Annotated in this window: 17 protein-coding genes; 9 read left to right on the top strand and 8 right to left on the bottom strand. The window is 49.8% G+C overall.

What is annotated here, in order from left to right:
- Positions 1-314 precede the first annotated feature (314 nt).
- Positions 315-1,514 (top strand): MGDG synthase family glycosyltransferase, encoded by a 1,200-nt coding sequence (locus PSHG_RS26440; RefSeq protein ID WP_010268937.1) that lies wholly within the window; start codon positions 315-317, stop codon positions 1,512-1,514.
- 87 nt (positions 1,515-1,601) lie between these two features.
- Here PSHG_RS26440 and PSHG_RS02435 read toward each other — a convergent pair whose 3' ends face one another.
- Together PSHG_RS02435 and PSHG_RS02430 are read right to left on the bottom strand one after the other, a co-directional pair.
- On the bottom strand, positions 1,602-2,165 hold the full coding sequence (locus tag PSHG_RS02435; protein WP_010268934.1) for a hypothetical protein: 564 nt from the start codon (positions 2,163-2,165) through the stop codon (positions 1,602-1,604).
- A gap of 47 nt (positions 2,166-2,212) precedes the next feature.
- Positions 2,213-2,824, bottom strand: a complete 612-nt coding sequence (locus PSHG_RS02430) for a TetR/AcrR family transcriptional regulator (protein ID WP_010268929.1) — start codon at positions 2,822-2,824, stop codon at positions 2,213-2,215.
- A gap of 224 nt (positions 2,825-3,048) precedes the next feature.
- Here PSHG_RS02430 and PSHG_RS30365 point away from each other — a divergent pair, with 224 nt between their 5' ends.
- The 3 genes from PSHG_RS30365 to PSHG_RS02415 all read left to right on the top strand — a co-directional run bounded on the left by PSHG_RS30365 (position 3,049) and on the right by PSHG_RS02415 (position 4,890).
- The gene (locus tag PSHG_RS30365) at positions 3,049-3,240 is read left to right on the top strand and encodes a hypothetical protein (protein WP_148497613.1); all 192 of its coding nucleotides are present in this window, start codon (positions 3,049-3,051) and stop codon (positions 3,238-3,240) included.
- Between the two features lie 219 nt (positions 3,241-3,459).
- Positions 3,460-3,912: a GNAT family N-acetyltransferase gene (locus tag PSHG_RS02420; RefSeq protein WP_010268924.1), complete on the top strand. Its 453-nt coding sequence runs from the start codon at positions 3,460-3,462 to the stop codon at positions 3,910-3,912.
- A gap of 21 nt (positions 3,913-3,933) precedes the next feature.
- Positions 3,934-4,890, top strand: a complete 957-nt coding sequence (locus tag PSHG_RS02415) for an NAD(P)-dependent oxidoreductase (RefSeq protein WP_081505036.1) — start codon at positions 3,934-3,936, stop codon at positions 4,888-4,890.
- Positions 4,891-5,097: 207 nt separating this feature from the next.
- On the opposite strand, the gene PSHG_RS02410 is transcribed toward PSHG_RS02415, so the two are convergent.
- Together PSHG_RS02410 and PSHG_RS26435 are read right to left on the bottom strand one after the other, a co-directional pair.
- Complete coding sequence (locus tag PSHG_RS02410) at positions 5,098-6,927, bottom strand: ABC transporter ATP-binding protein (RefSeq protein WP_010268917.1); 1,830 nt, start codon at positions 6,925-6,927, stop codon at positions 5,098-5,100.
- A gap of 152 nt (positions 6,928-7,079) precedes the next feature.
- Entirely contained in the window at positions 7,080-7,664 is a 585-nt protein-coding gene (locus tag PSHG_RS26435; RefSeq protein WP_052310043.1) for a PadR family transcriptional regulator, read from the bottom strand.
- A 529-nt stretch (positions 7,665-8,193) separates the two neighbouring features.
- On the opposite strand from PSHG_RS26435, the gene PSHG_RS29155 reads away from it, so the two are divergent.
- The 5 genes from PSHG_RS29155 (at position 8,194) to PSHG_RS26420 (ending at position 13,924) form a co-directional block, all read left to right on the top strand.
- On the top strand, positions 8,194-8,985 hold the full coding sequence (locus tag PSHG_RS29155; protein ID WP_010268911.1) for an alpha/beta fold hydrolase: 792 nt from the start codon (positions 8,194-8,196) through the stop codon (positions 8,983-8,985).
- A gap of 46 nt (positions 8,986-9,031) precedes the next feature.
- Positions 9,032-9,802, top strand: a complete 771-nt coding sequence (gene fabI / locus PSHG_RS02395) for an enoyl-ACP reductase FabI (protein ID WP_010268909.1) — start codon at positions 9,032-9,034, stop codon at positions 9,800-9,802.
- 225 nt (positions 9,803-10,027) lie between these two features.
- The gene (locus tag PSHG_RS02390; RefSeq protein WP_026021153.1) at positions 10,028-11,128 is read left to right on the top strand and encodes a permease; all 1,101 of its coding nucleotides are present in this window, start codon (positions 10,028-10,030) and stop codon (positions 11,126-11,128) included.
- Between the two features lie 16 nt (positions 11,129-11,144).
- Positions 11,145-12,161, top strand: a complete 1,017-nt coding sequence (locus tag PSHG_RS26425) for a TIGR03943 family putative permease subunit (protein WP_010268906.1) — start codon at positions 11,145-11,147, stop codon at positions 12,159-12,161.
- 491 nt (positions 12,162-12,652) lie between these two features.
- A complete protein-coding gene (locus PSHG_RS26420; protein WP_010268902.1) occupies positions 12,653-13,924 on the top strand; it encodes an acyltransferase in 1,272 nt (423 codons plus the stop codon).
- 157 nt (positions 13,925-14,081) lie between these two features.
- Here PSHG_RS26420 and PSHG_RS31365 read toward each other — a convergent pair whose 3' ends face one another.
- From PSHG_RS31365 to PSHG_RS02355, 4 genes are all read right to left on the bottom strand, one after another.
- Entirely contained in the window at positions 14,082-14,183 is a 102-nt protein-coding gene (locus PSHG_RS31365) for a sporulation protein YjcZ (protein ID WP_081505033.1), read from the bottom strand.
- 130 nt (positions 14,184-14,313) lie between these two features.
- On the bottom strand, positions 14,314-16,356 hold the full coding sequence (locus PSHG_RS02365; RefSeq protein WP_010268898.1) for a TOMM precursor leader peptide-binding protein: 2,043 nt from the start codon (positions 16,354-16,356) through the stop codon (positions 14,314-14,316).
- Positions 16,353-18,113 carry a hypothetical protein gene (locus PSHG_RS02360; RefSeq protein WP_026021151.1) on the bottom strand — a complete coding sequence of 587 codons (1,761 nt, stop codon included), beginning with the start codon at positions 18,111-18,113 and terminating at the stop codon, positions 16,353-16,355. Before PSHG_RS02360 ends, PSHG_RS02365 begins: the two co-directional genes overlap by 4 nt.
- A gap of 229 nt (positions 18,114-18,342) precedes the next feature.
- A partial coding sequence (locus tag PSHG_RS02355) for a VWA domain-containing protein (RefSeq protein WP_010268893.1) occupies positions 18,343-19,779 on the bottom strand: 1,437 nt, incomplete at its 5' end.

Below are 19,779 nucleotides of genomic sequence, written 5' to 3'. Positions count from 1 at the left end.
ATTAGTGCAGAATATACAAAATAGAGGTGTGTATCGTATCTAGCTTATAGTACGCACAGCTCTGGTGAGGAGAAGCTGCGAGGGATACTAAGCTCTTTGACAATTGTCACAAGCGTGGCTAAAGCCGGGGAACCATGGGTTTCGATGCTGAAAAAGCAGTAATGACAGCTAATGCTGCGGCAAGGGTTTCCGCTTGAGGTCCTGATGCCAATCGCAGGCCACTGAGTTATCCAGCAGCCTGTGCAATGATTTTCCTGATTGCTTTCGGGCATACTACCTTCATAACTTTTTATTGCAAATGGAGGACTGGAGCAGTGACTCAGGAGAGCAAGGTCATTATTTTAACGGCGAGCTATGGGGAGGGACACAACCAAGTCTCTCTCGCGCTCAAAACCGCATTGGAACGAAGGGGGATCCACGCGGTAAAAATCATCGATCTGTTCCATCTGTCTTCTCCACCACTGGATAGACTGGTCCGTTTACTGTATAAATATAGTGCAACGCTCTCAATCGGAAACCTTAACTACTACGGCTTGGCTTATTATTGGACTCGCTGCTTGCCCCATGACCACAGATTGGCACAATGGATGAATTCCTGGGGAAAAGCAACACTGCTGAAGCTGATTGCTGAGGAGAAGCCTCAGATGCTGGTTTACACATTCCCGTTCGGGCCGGTTCCTGATGACCGGAAAAACGCGGCTAAGCTCGCAACAGCAGCTGTGGTTACTGACTATTCCGTACATAACCGCTGGTTGTATTCGCGAGCAGATCATTATTACGTACCTACGTTCGAGGTAAAACAATACCTGGTCGAACAGGGCCTGGTCGCAGACCGGATCACCGTTTCCGGCATTCCGGTACGGGAGGCCTACTATGCTCAAGAAAAGGCAGGGGGAGATGAATCAGCTAATGAGGCGGTCCGCGGGCTTAATACAGGAGGGTCGAATGTGGTGTTGATCATGGCTGAGATGTGCATAACGACGTCTCAGTTGAATGGAATAATCCGTAAGCTTCTTAGTATTGAAAACATATGTATTCATGTAGTTTGTGGCTGGCAAAAACGAAGAGAGCAGAGACTGAATAAGGTGTGGGGGACTCATTCAAGAATCCGCATAGAGGGATATACCGACGAATTGCACCGATTGATGAAACAGGCCTATTGCTTGGTCACGAAGGCTGGCGCGATCACATTAACCGAAGCAGCTCATGCCGGGATTCCCTTGATCCTATTCAAGCCTTTTCCCGGGCAGGAGAAGGAGAATGCAGTGTACTTTGAAAAAAAGGGAGCGGCTCTTCTGAGCCATACCGCAGAGCAGCTGGTTGCTTGTGTCCAGCAGCTCGTCTGCTCACCATCGTTGAGACAGGCAATCCTGCGAAAACAACAAGCATTAGCCCGTTGCCGGGCCTCGGATCATATTGTTGACCATCTCCTTACTAGAACAAGGGAGCTTTACAATGAGATGACCCAGAACCCGGTCCTTCTGCCACAGATTGAACCAAGTCTGGAGCCGTAAGCCGAACCGCGACGTGCGATGGCCACCTCGCGTGCAAGCTGCACGCCTCGCGCGCAAGGTGCATGCCTCTCGCGTAAGCTGCATGCTTCATTCTTCATTTGTCCGAGAAGCGTAATGGTCAACACCGAAGCTGTAAATTACCTTAAGCATGTAGAATAGAAGAGTAAGGAGCAGAAGGGCGGGCAGCGCTTTCCCTGAGCTTAGCACCAAACCCGCTGCACCCAGGAGAGCAAGCGAAGCACCAATGGCCCGTTGTGCGGGATGGCCGGCGAGTGAATGAACGATGAGAGAAGCGAGCACAGTATAACTCCATACGGCCAGGCAAATCGGAAAATAATCCGCGAGTAACGCTGCGAACAAGATCGGTTGAATATGAACGACGATAAAAATAAGTCTCGCAGTCGGCTGGTTACGATAATAATCATTGGTTGACCAGGTCAAATTTGCGATGACACCGCCACAGATGTCAACTAAAAGCAAGGCAAGGAGCACAACCCTCCACAGTTGAAGATGGCTCCATTCCTCAAAAGTGAAGCCTAGCAGAACAGCGCTCATCCCAAAGGCAAAAAACAGTACATGCCAAAGCTCAAAACCAGTTGTTTTTTTGCCGAAAAGCTCATGCAGCAGCTTGGGTACGGCAATCATTTTCATCCGGATTCCCCCCTTATCTAAAATTAGCGTTTTTATCGGAGGAGGCTTTATTTTGAAAAGAATTGCTTGCGAAACAGCTCCGCTTGCAGCTTCCAAGCATTTTCAATACTAGCGTGATTGCCGCTACTCATGTAATGCAGCCCCAACCCGTCCCACAGCGATAGTAGCAAAGCAGAGGCTGCTTCCAACTGCTCTTGGTCAACATCGACTGCTACATGGCGCAGTTGAATCGTGATAACCTCTAGCATCTCCACTCTGCTTTGCTCAAGTATTTCTGCATAGCGGGCATCAAACAACCCTTCATGATAGAAGGAAAGGAAGGTTTTAAACAACGTGGCTTGCTGCTCCTGCTGCTCTTGCTCCTGCACCGAAACAAACATTTTTCCAATCTGATCAAGAAATTGTTCGGCATCACTGAACTTTGTTCTCATCGTCTCCAACATGATATCAGTTAATTGCTGCAGTGCAGCTGAGAGAAGCTCTTCAATCGTTTTGAAATGATGAAAAACATTGCTTTTACTAACTTCAGCGACTTCTGCCAGCTTGGCAGCGGATACACTCTGTACGCCGCTAGCCGCTGCAAGGGAAATGGCGGCATCAATAATGCGCTGTCGTGTCTGGCCGCCTTTTTCCAGTCGCTTGTCATGTAGGTCTGTCATCTGGCTCTCCTTTTAATACAGCTTTGTTTTTGCTTAACTATAACACTGACCGATTGGACAGTCAATATGTTGAAGTTGTTTGAAAAAATGCTTTTATCCGGTATCCTCTTTAGACAGATAGTAAAAATAAAGCCCGCTGTAGGTTATGAACGATCTAGTCTATACGAGGACATAGCCTAGCCCGGAGAGTAGCGTACCTCGGAGATAGCATGGCCGGGAGGAAAGTGAAGCTGGAAGTATACCGGACTGCTGCTGCCCCCGCCTGCCGCTGCCCCCGCCTGCAGCAAACTGTGCGGCAGTTAACCCGAACTGCAGACAAACAAGGGCAGCAAACCGCAACTGTGACGAGAGGTTATACTCGCAACCGCTATACCATCCAACTATGCGCTGTTCCGCCTCTGTCTGACCGGTTTTAAGGATGACCACCCGGCACGCCTCTTCTGATAACCTTTTTCACTGGACTTTTAGATGGTATACTTGAGGAAAATCGTTTGTATGATGGGGCATTTCCAGTTTACACATTATTAAATTCTTACAGAGATTAATCTCATATAAGGAATGTTAGGCATGCATTGATACACTAATACAAACTGCACCAGATCGAAGCCGCTGCTGAAATAAGGGAGACATAAACGATGGCAGAAGCCTGTATTCGCTTAATCCGGGAAGATGAGCTTGAGGAATTGCTTCATTTGTATACATATCTGCACGTGGATGAACCGCAGCTCGCCGTCAACGAGAAAATCATCTGCCTTTGGCAAGAAGCTCTGCAGGATCCTTACATGCGCATTATTGTTGCTGAGTGTGAAGGTAAGATTGTTTCAACCTGTGTGCTGGCCGTAATTAGAAATTTTACCCGCCAGGCGAGACCGTACGGGCTTATAGAAAATGTGGTGACCCACCCGGAATTTCGCAATCGGGGATTGGCGAGAAAAGTGCTGGCACAAGCGATAGAGCTTGCCCGTGAGCAGAATTGCTACAAGGTCATGCTGCTTACTGGCAGCAAACGTCAGGAGATCCACCGCTTTTATGAAAATTCCGGGTTTCAAAAAGGAGTGAAGGAAGGCTTTATCATTCGGCTGTCGTAATTCAACGCTATCAGTTTTATTATGCGATCATCAAAGCGTAATAGACCGAGTACAAGAAAAAAGACATGGAAGGGAGACGGACAAGTGACCGAACAGAAGAAGGACAAACCGGCCGTAGGATTTATTGGGATTGGGGTAATGGGGAAAAGTATGGCTCGCAGGTTAATGGAGGCAGGTCATTCGCTGCATGTTTACAGCAGGACAAAAGCGAAAACAGATGAGCTTGTAGCCGCTGGAGCGCTTTATCATGCTGACCCGGCCTCGCTCGCCCCGTTTTGTGAAGTGATTATAACGATGGTGGGCTATCCGCATGATGTGAAGGAGGTTTACCTTGGTGAACAAGGCTTGGTTCATCACGCCAAGCCGGGCACGGTATTAGTTGATATGACGACTTCCAGCCCTGCTTTGGCTAAGCGGATTTATGAGGAAGCCCGCTCCAGGGGGCTGGCTGCATTGGATGCTCCAGTTTCCGGTGGTGATATAGGCGCCAGAGAAGGACGATTGTCGATTATGGTTGGAGGGGATCGCTCGGTATTTGATAACGTCCAAGATGTATTTAAAGCGATGGGCAGTCAAATTGTATACCAGGGTGAAGCGGGAGCCGGCCAGCATACGAAAATGTGCAACCAGATTGCAATAGCTTCCAACATGATGGGGGTGTGTGAGGCTATCGTGTATGCGGACAAAGCGGGTCTTCAGCCGGAAATTGTGCTGCAAAGCATTTCCAGCGGCGCTGCCGGCAGCTGGTCGTTAAATCAGCTGGCACCGCGGATGCTAAAGGGAGATTTCGCCCCGGGATTCTATGTTAAGCATTTCATCAAAGATATGGCGATTGCCCTGCAATCGGCTGAAGAGATGAATATTGAACTGCCGGGCTTGAAGACAGCCAAGGCCTTGTACGACCGCTTAGCTGAAATGGGAGAGGAAGATAGCGGGACTCAAGCGCTGTTCAAATGGTATCTTGCCCAGCAGGGATAGTCTCTAAAGAGGGTGATCCAAAAGAAAGCACGGGTCATCCTCTTTTCTCTTTATAGCATTCTCAATAATATCCCAAGTATCTCCCAAAAATCCCCAGGAATCTTCTCGATCTTCCCGGGAATCATCCCGAAAATCTCCTAAGAATCTCCCAAGAATCTCTAAGGAATCTTCTCCAAAATCTTTTCAATGTTATTTTGAATTTTATTTTCAGCTTGATGAAGAAGCTGCCGACTCTTGTTCGGAGCGTTTTCGGGATTGTGGGAACTGCATGTCATAGAGCTGCCGATAACGTCCGGAATGCCTGAGCAGCTCTTCATGGGTTCCTGCTTCCAGCAAACGGCCTTTTTCCAGGACGAGTATGCGGTCGGCTTTTTGAATGGTAGACAGGCGGTGCGCAATGACGATGGATGTCCGTCCGGATAGCAGTTTCTCCAAGGCTTCCTGAATTAACAGCTCTGATTCGGTATCCAGTGCCGAAGTGGCTTCGTCCAGAATAACCAGGCGGGGGTTGCGAAGAATGGCTCTGGCTATGGATAATCGCTGCTTCTGCCCTCCCGATAGCCGAACTCCTCGTTCGCCCACCTGAGAGTCGTAACCTTTTGGAAAGGAAGTAATGAACTCATGGGCATTGGCGGCTTTAGCCGCTGCTATAATATCTGCTTCCGCAGCATCGGGCTTGCCGTAGGCAATGTTATCGCGAATCGTTCCATTCATCAGGATGACATCCTGTGAGACGATCCCAAGCTGCTGCCGCAGCGATTGTGTGGTGACCTCCCGGAGAGGATGACCGTCTATCGTTATAGAGCCATTGACTGGATCATACAGCCGGGCAATCAGATGGGCGATCGTAGATTTGCCGGCCCCGGAAGAGCCGACAAGCGCCGTCAGTTGTCCAGGCTCGATCTCCAGACTGAATTGTTTTAATACGGGTACATCCTCCTGATAGGCGAAATCAACATTGTGGAATACAATTCGGCCTTGAATTGGAGGCAGCGGCTTGGCCGTATCGGAATCACGCACCTGGGCTTTGGTTTCCATAATTTCCATAATCCGTTCATAGGCTGCCGCGGATTGCTGAACTAGATTCATGGCTCTGCTGAATTGGCGGACCGGGTTTTGCAGCAGGCGAAGATACGCGATAAAAGCCACGATTTCTCCCGTCGTCATGCGCCCATTCATCGCCAGCCAGGCTCCAAACACAATAACAGCAGCCAAGCCGACATAGTTCAGCTGGTCGATCAGCGGGCCAAATAACGATGAAAGCTTGGAGGCTCGAAGGTTCGAGGTCATATTCGCCTCATTCCGGTTAGAGAACCGGCTGTTTTCATATTCCTCTGTCGCAAAGGCTTTAACCAGACGAATGCCGGACAGGCTGTCCTGCAAGTGATTGCTGACTTTGGCCACCGATTCCTGAACTTTTTTGTAGGCTGCTCTCAATCTTTTGCCAAAGAAGCGAATCAACAGCAGCATAAACGGGAATGTCGCCAGCAGAATAGCAGCAAGCTGCCACTCGGTATACAGCATGTAACCGGCGATTGCGAAGAAGATCACGACATCGGTAACGATAGAGATCATGCCGGATGAAATTAACTGCTGCAGCATATTGACATCGCTGGTCACTCTGGACATGAGATCGCCGGTGCGGTTGCGGTCAAAAAAAGCGATATCCATACTCTGGATATGGCGATACAGGTCATTGCGCATCCGATAAATGGCACGCTGACCGATGATTGACATCAGATAGCTGCTCAAAAATCGGAATATGCCAAGCATCAGAGCCGCTCCCAATATCCCTGCAGCTATCCAGCCAAGCCAGTCATAGCGATGCTGCGGAATGACATGGTCAATCGTGTGCCGGGTCAGCTGCGGAATGAAAAATTCCAATAAAGCTATGCAAATAATAGATCCGCAAACGATAAGCAGCAGCTTCCAATTTTGACGGACATGAAAAAACATCTGACGATACATTTTTCCAATACTGCCTTTGGCCGGAAGCGGTGTATCTGTATACCTTCCTGCCTTAGGAAAATACCTCATCCCATCCATCCTCTCTCAACAATCCGTTCAGTTTGGCAGTTTATTCATTGTCTTCGGTCTTTGTTATCCGATAGCAAGATGATATGTGCATTTCAGATTGTCGTTAGCGTTAACCAATGACGAAATATCGGTTTAAGTGATAGTCTGCCATTCTATTCTTCCTCGTGATAATCTTCCAATCGTTTACGAAGCTCACTTAGCAGGGATTGGAAGCGTCCCTGCTGTCCGGCCCCGGGATCGCGCAGAGCCTGCTTTTCCGCTCGCGCCAGCAGTCGGATGATTTCGGCCATCTCAGCACGCTGTTCCTGAATTTGTTCGGCCCCGATGGCGGGGTCAAATTCCTGCCATTCACCAAACCAGCCGCGTTCGGCTTTGGACGGCTTGCCTTTCTCCAGAAAACTGCGACCCAGGTCCGTGATGCTGTAAATTTTTTTCCCTTCTGCTTCCTGAGAAATGACATAATCCTGATCTTCCAGCATTTGCAGGGTAGGGTAGATGGAGCCGGCGCTGGGACTGTACAAGCCTCCAGACTGTTCTTCCAGCCCCTTCATCATCTGGTAGCCATGCATGGGCTCCTTCGTAAGCAGCTCCAGCAGAGCAAACTTCACCCCTCCGCGGCCAAAGTACCGTTTTCCCCCACGGCCGTAGCTTCCGCTGCCTCTTCGTCCGCCATGGCGATGCCTGTGAAAGGGCTTGGACTCGCCATCATGTGCTGAGTTCCGATAATAATGCCTCAATTCAATCATTCCTTTCATAATCGGTTATTTGTAATGAGCTGCATGACAATCGTGTAGTGGCGTGTGATGCGACATGTGTCGGAGTGATACGCTGCAAAGATGCGCTGCAAAGATTAGCAATAGCAGCGTTGCAATACGATATATCGTTATAAGTACATTTATATTAACGATATATCGTATTCATGTCAATTGGCAAATTCGTTTTATAAATTCGTTCCAGGAGAACTTCTGCTAAAAAGTCTTGTACAACAAGTCCCGGCGAACGCCGTGAGACTAGTATGCAAAGGGGAGGGAGCGGGAATATCAGTCAAGTCTAGGCCTGTGATATAATATACAAGACGACTATATGCTTGGCTGCATTGCTGTTAAATTCATGTGCTTGCATTACTTTATTTGAATCAAGTGAGTGCATAGGGTCGGCTGAACTGAGTAGTAGATAATCCGCATGAGATTGCTTTTAAGCGGAGTAAGGCGGCCAATGGAACGATATGAGAGTTAGGGCGGCTGCTGGAAGGGAATGAGAGTGCGGATGGGAAAGGAAAAAAAGAGCTCCGTTCAGGGTGTGCACTACCGGACACTTGGCGACTTTCAATTACCGAGTATTGTGCTGCTTCATGGCGGGGGGTTAAGCGGCAGAATGTGGGATGAAGTAGCGCTGCACCTCAAGGACTACCACGTGATTATTCCTGACTTGCCTGGACATGGTGAAAGCTCGGAAATCGCCCTGAGTTTGGAGGATTGCACACAGAAATTATTCAAGCTGACGCTGGAGGCGGCGAATCCTGATCAGCCCGTGCATCTTGTCGGACTTTCACTCGGTGGAGCCATAGCCTTGCATTTGATGCATGAAGAGCCGCAGCGTTTCTCAAGAGTAGTGATAAGTGGAACGTCTAGCGGTTTGAGCCGGGCGGAAGCATTCATTAATAATCTGAATGCTCCAATGTACCGGTGGCTGCCGGCAGCCTGGCTGGCTGCACTAACAATCAAATCGCTCGATATTCCTGAGCGTTTTCGCAGCCAGCTTATTCAGGATACTATTCCAATGCAGCCGGCAACCATAAAGGCGATGAGCCGGATTCTGATGGAATTCAAGCTGCCTCAAGCGCCGGCCCCCGATCTGCTTGTGTTAGTCGGAGAAAAAGAAACTAGGCTTGCTATCCAATCAGCCCGCAAGCTGTGCCGCCAGCTGCATTGCGAAGGCCGCAAGGTTCCGCGTGCCGGACACGCCTGGAATTTTCAAATGCCGCATTCCTTTGCAGAGACTGTCGCCAATTGGATCGAGCATAAGGAACTGACGGGACTTTTGCAGCTCGGCGGTTAAGTGGGCACAGCCTATTACCATTTACATATTGTGGAGGTCTAAAAGAATGAACGGTTTGATGCAGGGAAAAAAAATAATCATAATGGGAGTAGCCAGCGAACGCAGCCTGGGTTGGGGGGTTGCCCGCTCCTTGCATACCGCAGGGGCAGAGATGATTTTCACCTACCGGCAGGATCGGTCAGCCCAAAAGCTGGAAAAGCTTCTTGCTGCTGAAGGCATGGACAGCATGATGGTGCAGTGTGATGTTGCAGATGATGAAAGCATACACAGGGCTTTTGCCGAGATCAGCCAGTGTACCGATACTGTCCATGGATTGGTGCATTCGATAGCTTTTGCTGATAAGGATGAGTTAAAGGGAGAATATATAGAAACAAGCCGGGAGGGTTACTTGCTTGCGCAAAATGCCAGCAGCTATTCCCTGGTGGCTGCCGCCCGGGCCGTCCGTCCCCTGATGAAAAGCGGAGGGAGTATTGTGACCCAATCCTATTTGGGAGCTGAGAGAGTAGTTAAGAATTACAATGTGATGGGAGTAGCCAAAGCTGCTTTGGAAGCGAGTGTACGATATTTGGCGGAGGATTTGGGCAAGGAGCAAATAAGGGTTAATGCGGTCTCGTCAGGTCCGGTACGCACTCTGTCGGCAAAGGGAGTAGCAGGGTTTAACGATATTCTGGGTACGATGGCTGAAAAGGCGCCGCTGCGGCGGAATGTGGATCAGGCTGAAATTGGCGATGCAACTCTATTCTTTTTGAGCGATCTGTCGCGCGGCGTTACGGGAGAGGTGCTGCATGTCGATGGCGGCTATCATATTCTAGGCTAGACTTCACTATGTACAGGTCACCCATTATTCAATAGTAGAAGCAGCATAAAACTAGCAATGAAAAGGACCGACCTTGCATCCTCCGGCCTGAAAGAGTCCGGATTGAAAGAGTCCGGCTTGAAAGCGGAGGGAGGTCCTTTTCAGAAAGTTAGTCCTATTCACGGCTGCTATGTCATATGCTATAATCAGATCGTAATTATTTCGTTTATAACGCTGGAGGTTTCCATGCAATCTGCTGTCTCCCGCTGGGGAGTTTCCTTGCTGCTCATTACTTTTTTAAGCTTCATGCTTGTGCTGGTGATCAACAAAGATGCTTTTGCTTATTTGTTCGATGAACTGCCAGCTGTCCAATCCTTTAAAACGATGTTTATAAGCATTATACTTGAAGCGCTGCCCTTTGTGCTGCTGGGAGTGCTGCTTTCATCGCTGCTCCATGTATTTGTTTCCGAACGGTTGATCAGTCGCTTAATTCCCCGAAATCCTTTTATCGGCGTCCTAACCGCTTCTTCGTTGGGGCTGCTTATTCCGGTCTGCGAATGTGGCATGATTCCCGTCGTCCGCCGGCTAATGCGTAAGGGCATGCCGTTATATATGGCGGTGGTCTTCATCCTGACCGGACCGATTATTAATCCGGTCGTTTTCTGGGCAACCTTTGAAGCATTCCGTTCACGTCCGGAGATGGCTTACTCCAGAATCGGACTTGCTTTTGCTGCTGCTGCTGCAATTGGTCTATTAATCTATTATTTCGTCAGCAGATCACCGCTTAGGCCGGATAAGCATTATGCTGGCGGCCATCAGACTAACAACAACCATGGTCATCACGCCAATCATAACCATCATCAACATGCTTATCACAACCATCGTCATCACGCTAACCACAGCCATGATCATCATGCTCACGACCACGGCCCTTCTAGCCCAAACAAGCTTCTATCCGCCCTTAATCATGCGGCTGACGAGTTTTTTGAGATGGGCAAATACCTTATTTTCGGTTCGATTCTGGCGGCTTTTATCCAGACCTTTATGGCAAGAGAAAGTCTGGTTGCGATCGGACAAGGGGAATGGAGCTCACATATGTTCATGATGGCATTTGCTTTTATCGTCAGTTTATGCTCGACCTCGGATGCGTTCGTGGCTGCTTCATTCGGCCATACGTTTACAGCCGGTTCGCTGCTTACCTTCCTAGTATTTGGTCCGATGATTGACATGAAGGGGACGCTGATGCTGCTGTCTATTTTTAAAATGAAATTTGTTATCCTGCTGATTGTGCTGGTTGCAGGATTTGTAATGTTCGGTTCGATGATTTGGGAGCAGGTGTTTTTATAAGAAAGGGGTACATACTATGACTAGCCAGCACCGTACAGATGCGGCTCGTTTTTTCATCCGAGCCCTTATATTAGCGGGTTTTTCGTTCTATATCAGCTACCTGGTCCGTTCCGGCAACATTGTTTATTATATTGCCCCGCGAATGGAGATCTACGTCAAGTTAACGGCTGTCGGGCTTTATATAATCGCTTCCTACCAGGCTTTTTTGGCCCTAAAGTCATTAAACAGGAAGAAGGCAGCGGACGCGGACTGCGGATGTGGATGTGAGCCTCAAGCCCGTGCAAGGCCATCACTGCTAAGCTTTATAATTTACGGCTTATTCCTGTTTCCTCTTCTGCTGGGCTATGTACTGCCTGATGCTGCATTAAACAGCTCTCTGGCTGCCAAAAGAGGTGTGAATTTTGGTCCGTCCCCGACCCAGCCTGGTACGATACAAGCAACCTCAACTTCACCTTCAGAGGATAAGACTGATAAGACGGTTAGGGCCATTGAAGAGGGAGGCCAAAAGGAACTTGAAGGTTCCGAGCCCGGGACAACCTTGGTTACAGCAGAGGAGCTGGAAGCACTCTTTCCCGCTGACCAGTACATGGAACCGTTTGCGAACCTTGCAAAAACGTTGTATGTACAGGACACAATTGAAGTAAAAGAAGAAGGCTTTATCGAAATTCTATCTTCCATTGATTTGTTTGTGGAGCCTTTTGTAGGCAAAACGATAGAATTTAGCGGCTTTGTTTACCGTGAGGATGACATGAGGAGCAATCAGTTTGCACTGGCGCGCTTTCAAATCCAATGCTGCTCTGCTGATGCGCTGCCCTTTGGCATAATGGTGGAATATGACCGGGCGCAGAATTACCCCACCGATAGTTGGGTTAGAGTGCGGGGAACAATAGGGCAAACTTTATATAATGACATGCAAATTATGAAAGTTGATGCCGTAAAAATTGAGAGCATAGAAGCCCCCGGTTCCCCCTATGTCTATCCGAATTACGATTATTTTTTCACTGCGTCTAATGAAGAGGGAATAGATTTATAGTAGCTGGTTATCCGCAAGGACAAACAAATCAGGATGTAGGATGTAGGCACAGCCTTGTTATCGAGGCTGTGCTTTTCTAATGGCTCCTTTTATTCTCTGCTAAGTTGTTAATTTTCCAGATAACAGCTTCATCGTCGCTCGCGGGTCGCACCTTCCATTTACAGCTTCAGCCAGGAGAGCGGCTTCCGTTTTTTTATTTTACCCAAAGTTTGCAAATTCAGTCCGGCGATTTCATATGTAAATAATACAGATCCGCTTATAACTGCGAAAATGTTAAGATTTAAATAATTTAGATCCAGAAGCTGGCAAGGAAGGGTAAGGGCTGGCGGGGCTTGATCTTTAGCCCTATTACCGCCTTTTTGCTGACGAAGAAATAATGGGGTTTTCAAGGGGAAATGGAAGCGGTTGACTTGCACCAGTTTTCACATGTTGTTATGCTTATAAGGCCCGATGGTCGTGATTGTTTTCTTGATGAAAGGGGGATGGCTTCCTTGAACCAGAAGAAATCAGAACAGGGGCAATCAAAAACCACTGAGCTTCAACCGGGCCCAAAGCAGCAGAATTCTCAGCTTATAGAAATTTATATTGTTAGAGCATTGGCAATTCTGGGTGTGCTGCTGGTGCATACCGCTTCTGTCCCAGTGGGAGATTTTGATGTCCATTCAAGAGCATTTTCGATCTATAATTTTGTTAATACGTTTAATCGGTTTGGAACGACAACGTTCATTTTTTTAAGTGCCCTGGTGCTCTTTTACAGCTATTACCGCAAACCGTTGACAATCAAGCGCGTGCGCAGCTTTTTTCAACGCAGGCTATTGTATATACTGCTTCCTTATGTCATTTGCTGCACTTATTATTATGTCATCCAGATTTATTATACGTATGGGGAAACATGGGAGCTTTTTTGGCAAAACGCTTCGTGGTCAGCATTTTTGTCTATGGTGATGAAAGGTGAGGCTTTCTACCATCTGTATTTTATTTTTATCAGCATTCAGCTGTATCTTTTCTTTCCGTTAATGCTGTGGTTCCTGCAGCGCTGGCCAAAGCTGACCAAGCATCTGGTCTGGATGGGCCTTGCAATCCAATGGGTGTTTGTTTACGGGAATGAAGTGCATTGGTGGCAGGTTGAGAATAAGGCAACACTGGCGATCAGCTACACATCTTATTACTTCTTGGGCGCGTTCTTCGGGATTTATTATAATAAAATCAAGGAATGGCTTGGTGCCGACCGCGCCAAGCGGACCGGTAGAGCAATGCTATTATGGCTGCCGCTGTGGCTTTTGTGGCTAAGTTCCTCCCTTTATCATGTTTATACTTTTTCGGAAATTCGACGGAACGGCTACGTTGTTCATCCGCTCGGGTATGAGCTGTTGTGGAATATCCATACCTTGACCGCGGCTGTTGTGCTGCTCCAGGCCGCCATTCTATTATCTGTGTGGCTGCGGCCTTTCTGGCTTAACGCCTTCATTCGCTTAGGCGTAGCGTCCTTCGGCATCTACATCGTTCATGCAGCACTATTGTTTTTCTATTTCCGTATCCCCACCAGCACTAATCCGCTATATTATCATCTGCATTCGGTCGGCGGGTTTGTTGCCGCTCTGGCGGTCAGCTGGGGATTGGTCGCGTTGGCTTATAAATTTTTGCCATATTCTTGGGTTATTTTCGGTGCTCAACCGAAAGTCAGCCCTTATGTAGAACGCAATCCATCCAGAACGCGGCAGCGGTATTCCAACCGCAATCAGCAGCAGGTGGAATCATCATAGACTCATCCTCGTAAGCCGGATCGGATTTAAGGTTTAATATATTCACCTTGTCACCATTCTAGTAAATAATTATAGTAAAGCAGCAGCCATCCTAATCAAAGGATGGCTGCTGTCTAGATAATGAATCTTGCAGTGCTGCTAATTGCTTCGGGTGGATTTACACAAGCCAAGCACGGCTGATGATGACTAACAAAATAAACAGAACAAGAATTACTCCGGCGCTAGTAAATCCAAATCCGCAAGAACCTCCGTAACCCATTGTGAATTCCTCCCTTGTTTTAGAGATAGTTTATAATATGTCAGTAGGATTCAAGAAGTATAGGCGTATATTCTGAGCGAGAGCACATAATTTTTACAGCGTTATTTTGTAGGGGTAAATTTCAGCAAAATTACGGAAATGGGTGCGGGTGCAGATTCAATTCATTGGGGCTGCTTAACTCGGTTGGATAGCCTAGCAGGTCGGGAACGCTGGCCAATCTGTATAGTCCGTTTAATCTCCTGAGATGATGGCCAAAGCTCATCGGCAGCATCCCTGGAATGAGTACCTTGACACAGCAAAGCTGATTTTTTTCAATTTCGCTGCAGGTTTGATTGACAACAAGCACTTCGAGATTAAGAGAGCGGAAGCGCTCGACCAGTTCCTGAACATCGGCGGTTAAATCCGTATGAGAAAGTGAAGGTAATGCTCGGAGAGAAGCCATTTCTGCGACTTCTTGAAAGGTTTGGGGCTCCCGATTATTTTTCAATAAAAAATCAAGTCGGGACTCTGCTTTGGGATGTGCATATACTAACGGATGATCGTCCATCTGGCGGACCAGTGAAGCATCATGCACCATCAGCTCCGTCTCCTTCCGGCGCTCACGGAACTTTGCGTTCAAGACCGGGATGAAGGCAGCCGCTTCGTGTAAAGCATTGATCGCTGCCTGTTCCGGATCGGGATGCGCCGCAGCGGCGTTGATCAATCTGGCATCATGCTCTTTGCGGCTGCGCAGTATAACCCAAATGGCGGGTATTCCACTATCCATCGTCATGTTAAACAAGTGGAGCTCATAGCCATATATATGCCTCAAGCGTGAACGCATCCACTGCAGCTCGCTTCCTGCCGCCGAATCAGGATCGATTGGAGGCAGCAGCAGTTTACGGTACCACGCCAGCAAAAAACTGTCCCGTTCGATCACTTCCAGCATTCCGTGCAAAATCGCCTCAGACAAGCTCCCTCCCAACGAGCAGCCGTTTGAAGTTTCCTCCACGAAGCTGTCGGCGTAGCCCGCACTATAATAAGCTATCGACTCTGGCAGCAGCACAGGCCGATTCTCCGTCAAGGAATAACCCCATACCCAGTTTGTCGGAACAGCGGCATCAAAAGGTCTATAAGGAAAATCAGGCTGATTGTACTGATCATCCATGTACAAGCCAAATCTTCTCGGGTCGATGGCATCATCTTTTAATGACTCGTAGCTAGCGTATATGTGAGAAACTTTACCTTTTGGTGCAATGCCGCAGTATCTTTCCAGCCCTTCGAGTACCGCAGTTCCTTCAGAGTTCAAATAAGAATGACTTCGTCCGGCGGAATATTCGGCCTCTGTGGTCAACTGAGGCAGCCGGGCGGTAACTACAGGGAAGGGTGGCAGATGCTCCCACGTTAATTCGGTAAAGATTCCGCTCTTTGCATCCACATAGTCCTTCTTAATAAACGGGAGCAGCTCCGCAAGCGGGCGGGTCCGAAAGTTGTCAGTAGACGGCTTCGGCTGCTGAACGAGTGGAGGCAGTGCATTTTCCGCAGAATCTTGCTCCAGCTGACTGCAAACAGGGCAGGTGGGATCGGGAAGAAATCGATGCAGCCTTGCAGCCAGCGTATTAATGTCTACTTCATAGTAGGCACCGGCCGTGTTAGGAGTGATGCCCTGTATAAATCTTCTCAGTTCAGCGGTAAGCAGCTGGGCCATATGGGAAAGTGCGCCGGGGTTGACAGCGGATAACTTCTCCTGTGGTTCAACATCCTCCGGCCCATTCTCTGGCCGCAGCAGCTTGGCAAAGTCAATCATCGGGACTGCTTTCACGTCTGCGATTATGCGTCTTGTGGCTGAACATTGAAAGCATCCGGGTAAGTCTGACTGTACCCAGGGTCCGACAAAGCCTGTCGCTGTTGTGTACGATGCGCACAGCCAAGGGCTGCTTCGCAGCTTTTTCAGCTTCAGTTCCACCTCTTGACTGGGAATATGAGCGGTTTCATCCTCTTGTATCCATAAGATGAGGTCTGCTTCCTGAAGCTGCGGCCATTCGCTGTGGCTTGGGAGGGAGGGCAGTTTTACCAGCTTTACCTGCAAGCTGTTTGACAGCCACGATTCAGAGGCTGCCAAGTCTGTAATCATGCCTGTGAGCTGACCTTCGCCAATAACAGCCAGCATAACCGTTGAACCGGGCCGATTCATTGGAATGCATCCCCCTTTTCAAGAGCAGCTAAAGAGAAAAAGATTCCATCATCGTGTGAAAAATATGGGCTTGCATTGAACAGGTATAGAGAGAGCCGCTTCTGCTTTTTCTGAAACCGGGCAGCGATCTCCTGAATGGTTGGCAGCTTCACTTGCTCCAATAAATATGGAAGCGGGGAATTTACTGGCTGTAGGGGATGGAAATTGCTTGTATCCCGGATGTATATGGGACGGTCGACAGCGTGGCGGTCATTGTTGTGGCCATCATTGTGGCCATAGTGGTTGTCATGGCAGCCGTGTTCTTGGCCGTGATCTTGTTGAACGGTATGAAGCGCCTGGAGACAAGCATCCTTCCAGACGGATGCCGGGGTAAGGCCGACTTTCACTATCTGCCTATCGGCTATCTGTACCGCGGCAGCAGGAAACCCATACTCATCTTCTCCGGCAAATAACTGAAACCTTATGTTATATAGGGATAAAATATGCTGGCAATATTCAAGTTCATAGTCCTGCTTCGAGAAAACAATGCCGGAAACTGGCTGCAGCCTGGAGGAGGATAGAGGGTTTTGGTCGTGCTTAAGCAGCTGCTTTAATAAAAGCTCCATTATCGCTTTGTATTGACTTTCTTCTTTGGAGGTCCCGCATCCGACTGCCTTGTCAAGTACCTTGTCTATTGCTTTGTCGTTTCCTTCGAGCTGCAAAAGACGCCCGGCAAAGGCTTCAAGACCGCCAAGAGCTGCGTTCTTTCTTGCATCTAGTGCGGTGAATCCGCTGAAAACCTGTTCGTCCAGCAGCAGGGCCGGGCCCGTGGATAGCGGATCTACGGGTTGAATACGACACTGGTGCAGCGGCAGCTGTGTCAAGCCTCCTTCCCCCCACACATGAAACAGGCCTTGTACCTCGCAAGTACGCTCGGAAAGCTGCTCTAACCATGCAGGCACCGCCAAGGGAGGCGGGTTACAACCTTCCTCTAACAGTGAAAATGCTTCCTTGTACGCAACATGCTGCTTCTTTCCATTGTGCTCAATTGGACACGGGGTTAATCTGCTTGAGATCCAATCCGCCACTTCGGTCTGTGCCACTTGCTTTGTCGAATACCATAGTCCTTCCATAGTCGTAAGGTTTAACCAGTAATAGCGGGAATGGTCATCATTCTGCTTATTCAGGAAGGCCTGCCATTCACTTGCAAGCAGTCCGGCCAATATCTTTTCAGCTGTGAATGAGTCGGGAGGAATAGCGGCACCAGCTGAGGGGCGCAGCTCTGTTTCATGAATGGTTCTCCATGCGGTTGTCCAGCCTGGTTCCGATTCATGATCAGCATGCATTACCGGGCCAGCCATACCTCGCTCTGCAAACAATAAAGCGGGATACAAGCTTTGCCGGTTTGTTCGGCAGCTCACTTCTACTGCCGCCATTTCTGCTCCGGGAGGCACAGTATGGCTCACGTAAAAAACCGAGCGGCAAGCTCGCCGCTTATGAAGGCACTCGGCAAGCTGAGCGGCCGGCAAGTTTTCAACATTTAATAAAAAAGGAGATGGCCGCATTCCCTCTTTCAAACGGGAACGGGCGGGGGAAGGGACCGCTGCTGCTGCCCAAGGCTCAATAAAAGGAGCTAATTGATGTACATCCTTTGCGCTCGCATCCAGCAGCACCACATGAATGCGCGAGGCTCCATAATGCTGAAGGATGTTTAGCAACGCGGTTACGAAGCTTCCTCTGCCGACAACAAGTATGCTTTCTCTTTGAGCTGTATCCATTGGGGTTTTAATACCTCCAAATCCTTCTTTTTTCACCATTGTATGCTCTATGCTCACAAGCTAGGCTGCCTGCTTCGAGCGATTCTTTTTAAGCTCCGCAAATGGATACCTTAAAAGCTTTCTCAAGAGATTCCGCAAGTGATTCCTTAAAAGATCCTTCAAGAGACTCTTCAAGTGGTTCCTAATTGCAAAGCTTCGGGCCTTCAGGAAGGAGGCGAAAAGTGGCTGGTTACAGCTTTAATTCATCTAAAGCAAAGTACTGCTCGGCGTGAAGAGCGTCCGCCAATTGACGGGCAAGCCCCAGGCGAATCCGTCCGGCTTCCGTATCAATAACGGTTATAGGATAAGCAGATGCAGCCAAACGGCCAGCCTGCTCGAGCGCTTCCGCAAGTGGAGAGGGTTGCCCCGGGGAAGTACTGCTGCTCAGCCTTCCATCTGTCAGCAGGAGAAGATGAGGCTTTAGGTCCTTCTCTTTGCCAAGCCAGCGCCGCAGCCACTCCTGCCCTTTGCGAAGTCCTAGTGCCAAGGGAGTGCTGCCTCCGGTAGGCAGGGCGTCAACGACCCGCCGGGCATGCTGAAGACTGAGCGTTGGAGTCAGAGCAAGCTCGGCCCGGTTATGCCGGAAGCAGAGCAGGGCAAATAACTCCCGCTTCTGATAATAACGCTCCATGAGAGAGAGAAGCACGGTTTTCGTTTCTTTCATTCTTTGAAAACTGGACATCGATCCGCTGGTATCCAGTAAAAAGACGTGCAGCTTTTTAGGCTTTAGCAAAAAAACCTTCTCATACATATCCTCATGCTGAATAGGCAAAAACCGCTTTCTGGGCGCATTCTCATCCTGTAATCTGCTGGAGGCTTCATAGAATGCAGAATCAAGCTCTGAATGGCGGTAATTCTGGTTATGAGTTTGTCTTTGTCTGACAACAGCCCTTCTTGCGGAATCGGCGGCAGCTGCCAATTCTTCCTGACGGGCAGAGCGGATGAGTGCGCGTACGACGGTTTGCGGCCAGTCTACCCGTACTCCGGCTCTGCCTGTACGCTGTGCCGCTCCCTTGGCGGGCAAAGGGCGGGAGCGGATATGCCGGCCTGTCTGCGCATGCTCCTGGCCGCCCTTAGCACCGCGGGAGCGGGCCTCCGAGCGCAGTCCTGAGCGCATGCCTCCGGCAGCTGCTGCGCCTAACACCTGCTTGCGCCCCTCCGCGCGCGCGAGCGGCCTCACATCTATGCGCAGGAGGCTGTCTGCCGGCAGCAGCTGCTCCGCATAGAACTGCGGCGCAGCGCTTGCGGCAACGGCCTGCCCGCCTGCTGCTGCCGCCCGGGCCGCGTCCGCAGCAGCCCGCCGCTCCCGCCCGGCCGCCCGGCCGGCGGCACGCTCAGCGGCGGTCAAGCCGCCGCTTGCGCTGCCTGCCCGCTTCGGCCTGCGGCCGCCATGCGCAGAACCCGGGCCCGTCCCCGGGTCCGGGTTCTCGCTTGGCGGAGCGGCGCCGCGCTGCGGGGCAGTGTAGCGCGGCGCAGTGGAGCCGCGCTGGCCCGCCGCAAAGCCGCGGGGCCGCATTGCGGCGGCAGCCGGCGGCATCGCGGCGCCGTTTGCCGCGCTTTGGCCAGCGCCAGGGCTGCGGCCAAAGTGCGCGCCGCCTGGCGCGTCCGCGGGCGGCTGGCCGCTGCC

The sequence above is a fragment of the Paenibacillus senegalensis JC66 genome (assembly GCF_000285515.1).
Taxonomy (GTDB): domain Bacteria; phylum Bacillota; class Bacilli; order Paenibacillales; family NBRC-103111; genus Paenibacillus_L; species Paenibacillus_L senegalensis.
Note: the sequence above shows the minus strand (reverse complement) of the source record. Positions and strands in the feature narration are given on the sequence as shown.

Excerpts from the sequence above, each read along its gene's own strand:
- PSHG_RS02435 (WP_010268934.1), bottom strand. The coding sequence starts at position 2,165 with ATGAAAATGATTGCCGTACCCAAGCTGCTGCATGAGCTTTTCGGCAAA.
- PSHG_RS02430 (WP_010268929.1), bottom strand. The coding sequence starts at position 2,824 with ATGACAGACCTACATGACAAGCGACTGGAAAAAGGCGGCCAGACACGA.
- PSHG_RS02420 (WP_010268924.1), top strand. The coding sequence starts at position 3,460 with ATGGCAGAAGCCTGTATTCGCTTAATCCGGGAAGATGAGCTTGAGGAA.
- PSHG_RS02415 (WP_081505036.1), top strand. The coding sequence starts at position 3,934 with ATGCGATCATCAAAGCGTAATAGACCGAGTACAAGAAAAAAGACATGG.
- PSHG_RS02410 (WP_010268917.1), bottom strand. The coding sequence starts at position 6,927 with ATGAGGTATTTTCCTAAGGCAGGAAGGTATACAGATACACCGCTTCCG.
- PSHG_RS29155 (WP_010268911.1), top strand. The coding sequence starts at position 8,194 with ATGGGAAAGGAAAAAAAGAGCTCCGTTCAGGGTGTGCACTACCGGACA.
- fabI (WP_010268909.1), top strand. The coding sequence starts at position 9,032 with ATGAACGGTTTGATGCAGGGAAAAAAAATAATCATAATGGGAGTAGCC.
- PSHG_RS02390 (WP_026021153.1), top strand. The coding sequence starts at position 10,028 with ATGCAATCTGCTGTCTCCCGCTGGGGAGTTTCCTTGCTGCTCATTACT.
- PSHG_RS26425 (WP_010268906.1), top strand. The coding sequence starts at position 11,145 with ATGACTAGCCAGCACCGTACAGATGCGGCTCGTTTTTTCATCCGAGCC.
- PSHG_RS31365 (WP_081505033.1), bottom strand. The coding sequence starts at position 14,183 with ATGGGTTACGGAGGTTCTTGCGGATTTGGATTTACTAGCGCCGGAGTA.
- PSHG_RS02365 (WP_010268898.1), bottom strand. The coding sequence starts at position 16,356 with ATGAATCGGCCCGGTTCAACGGTTATGCTGGCTGTTATTGGCGAAGGT.
- PSHG_RS02360 (WP_026021151.1), bottom strand. The coding sequence starts at position 18,113 with ATGGATACAGCTCAAAGAGAAAGCATACTTGTTGTCGGCAGAGGAAGC.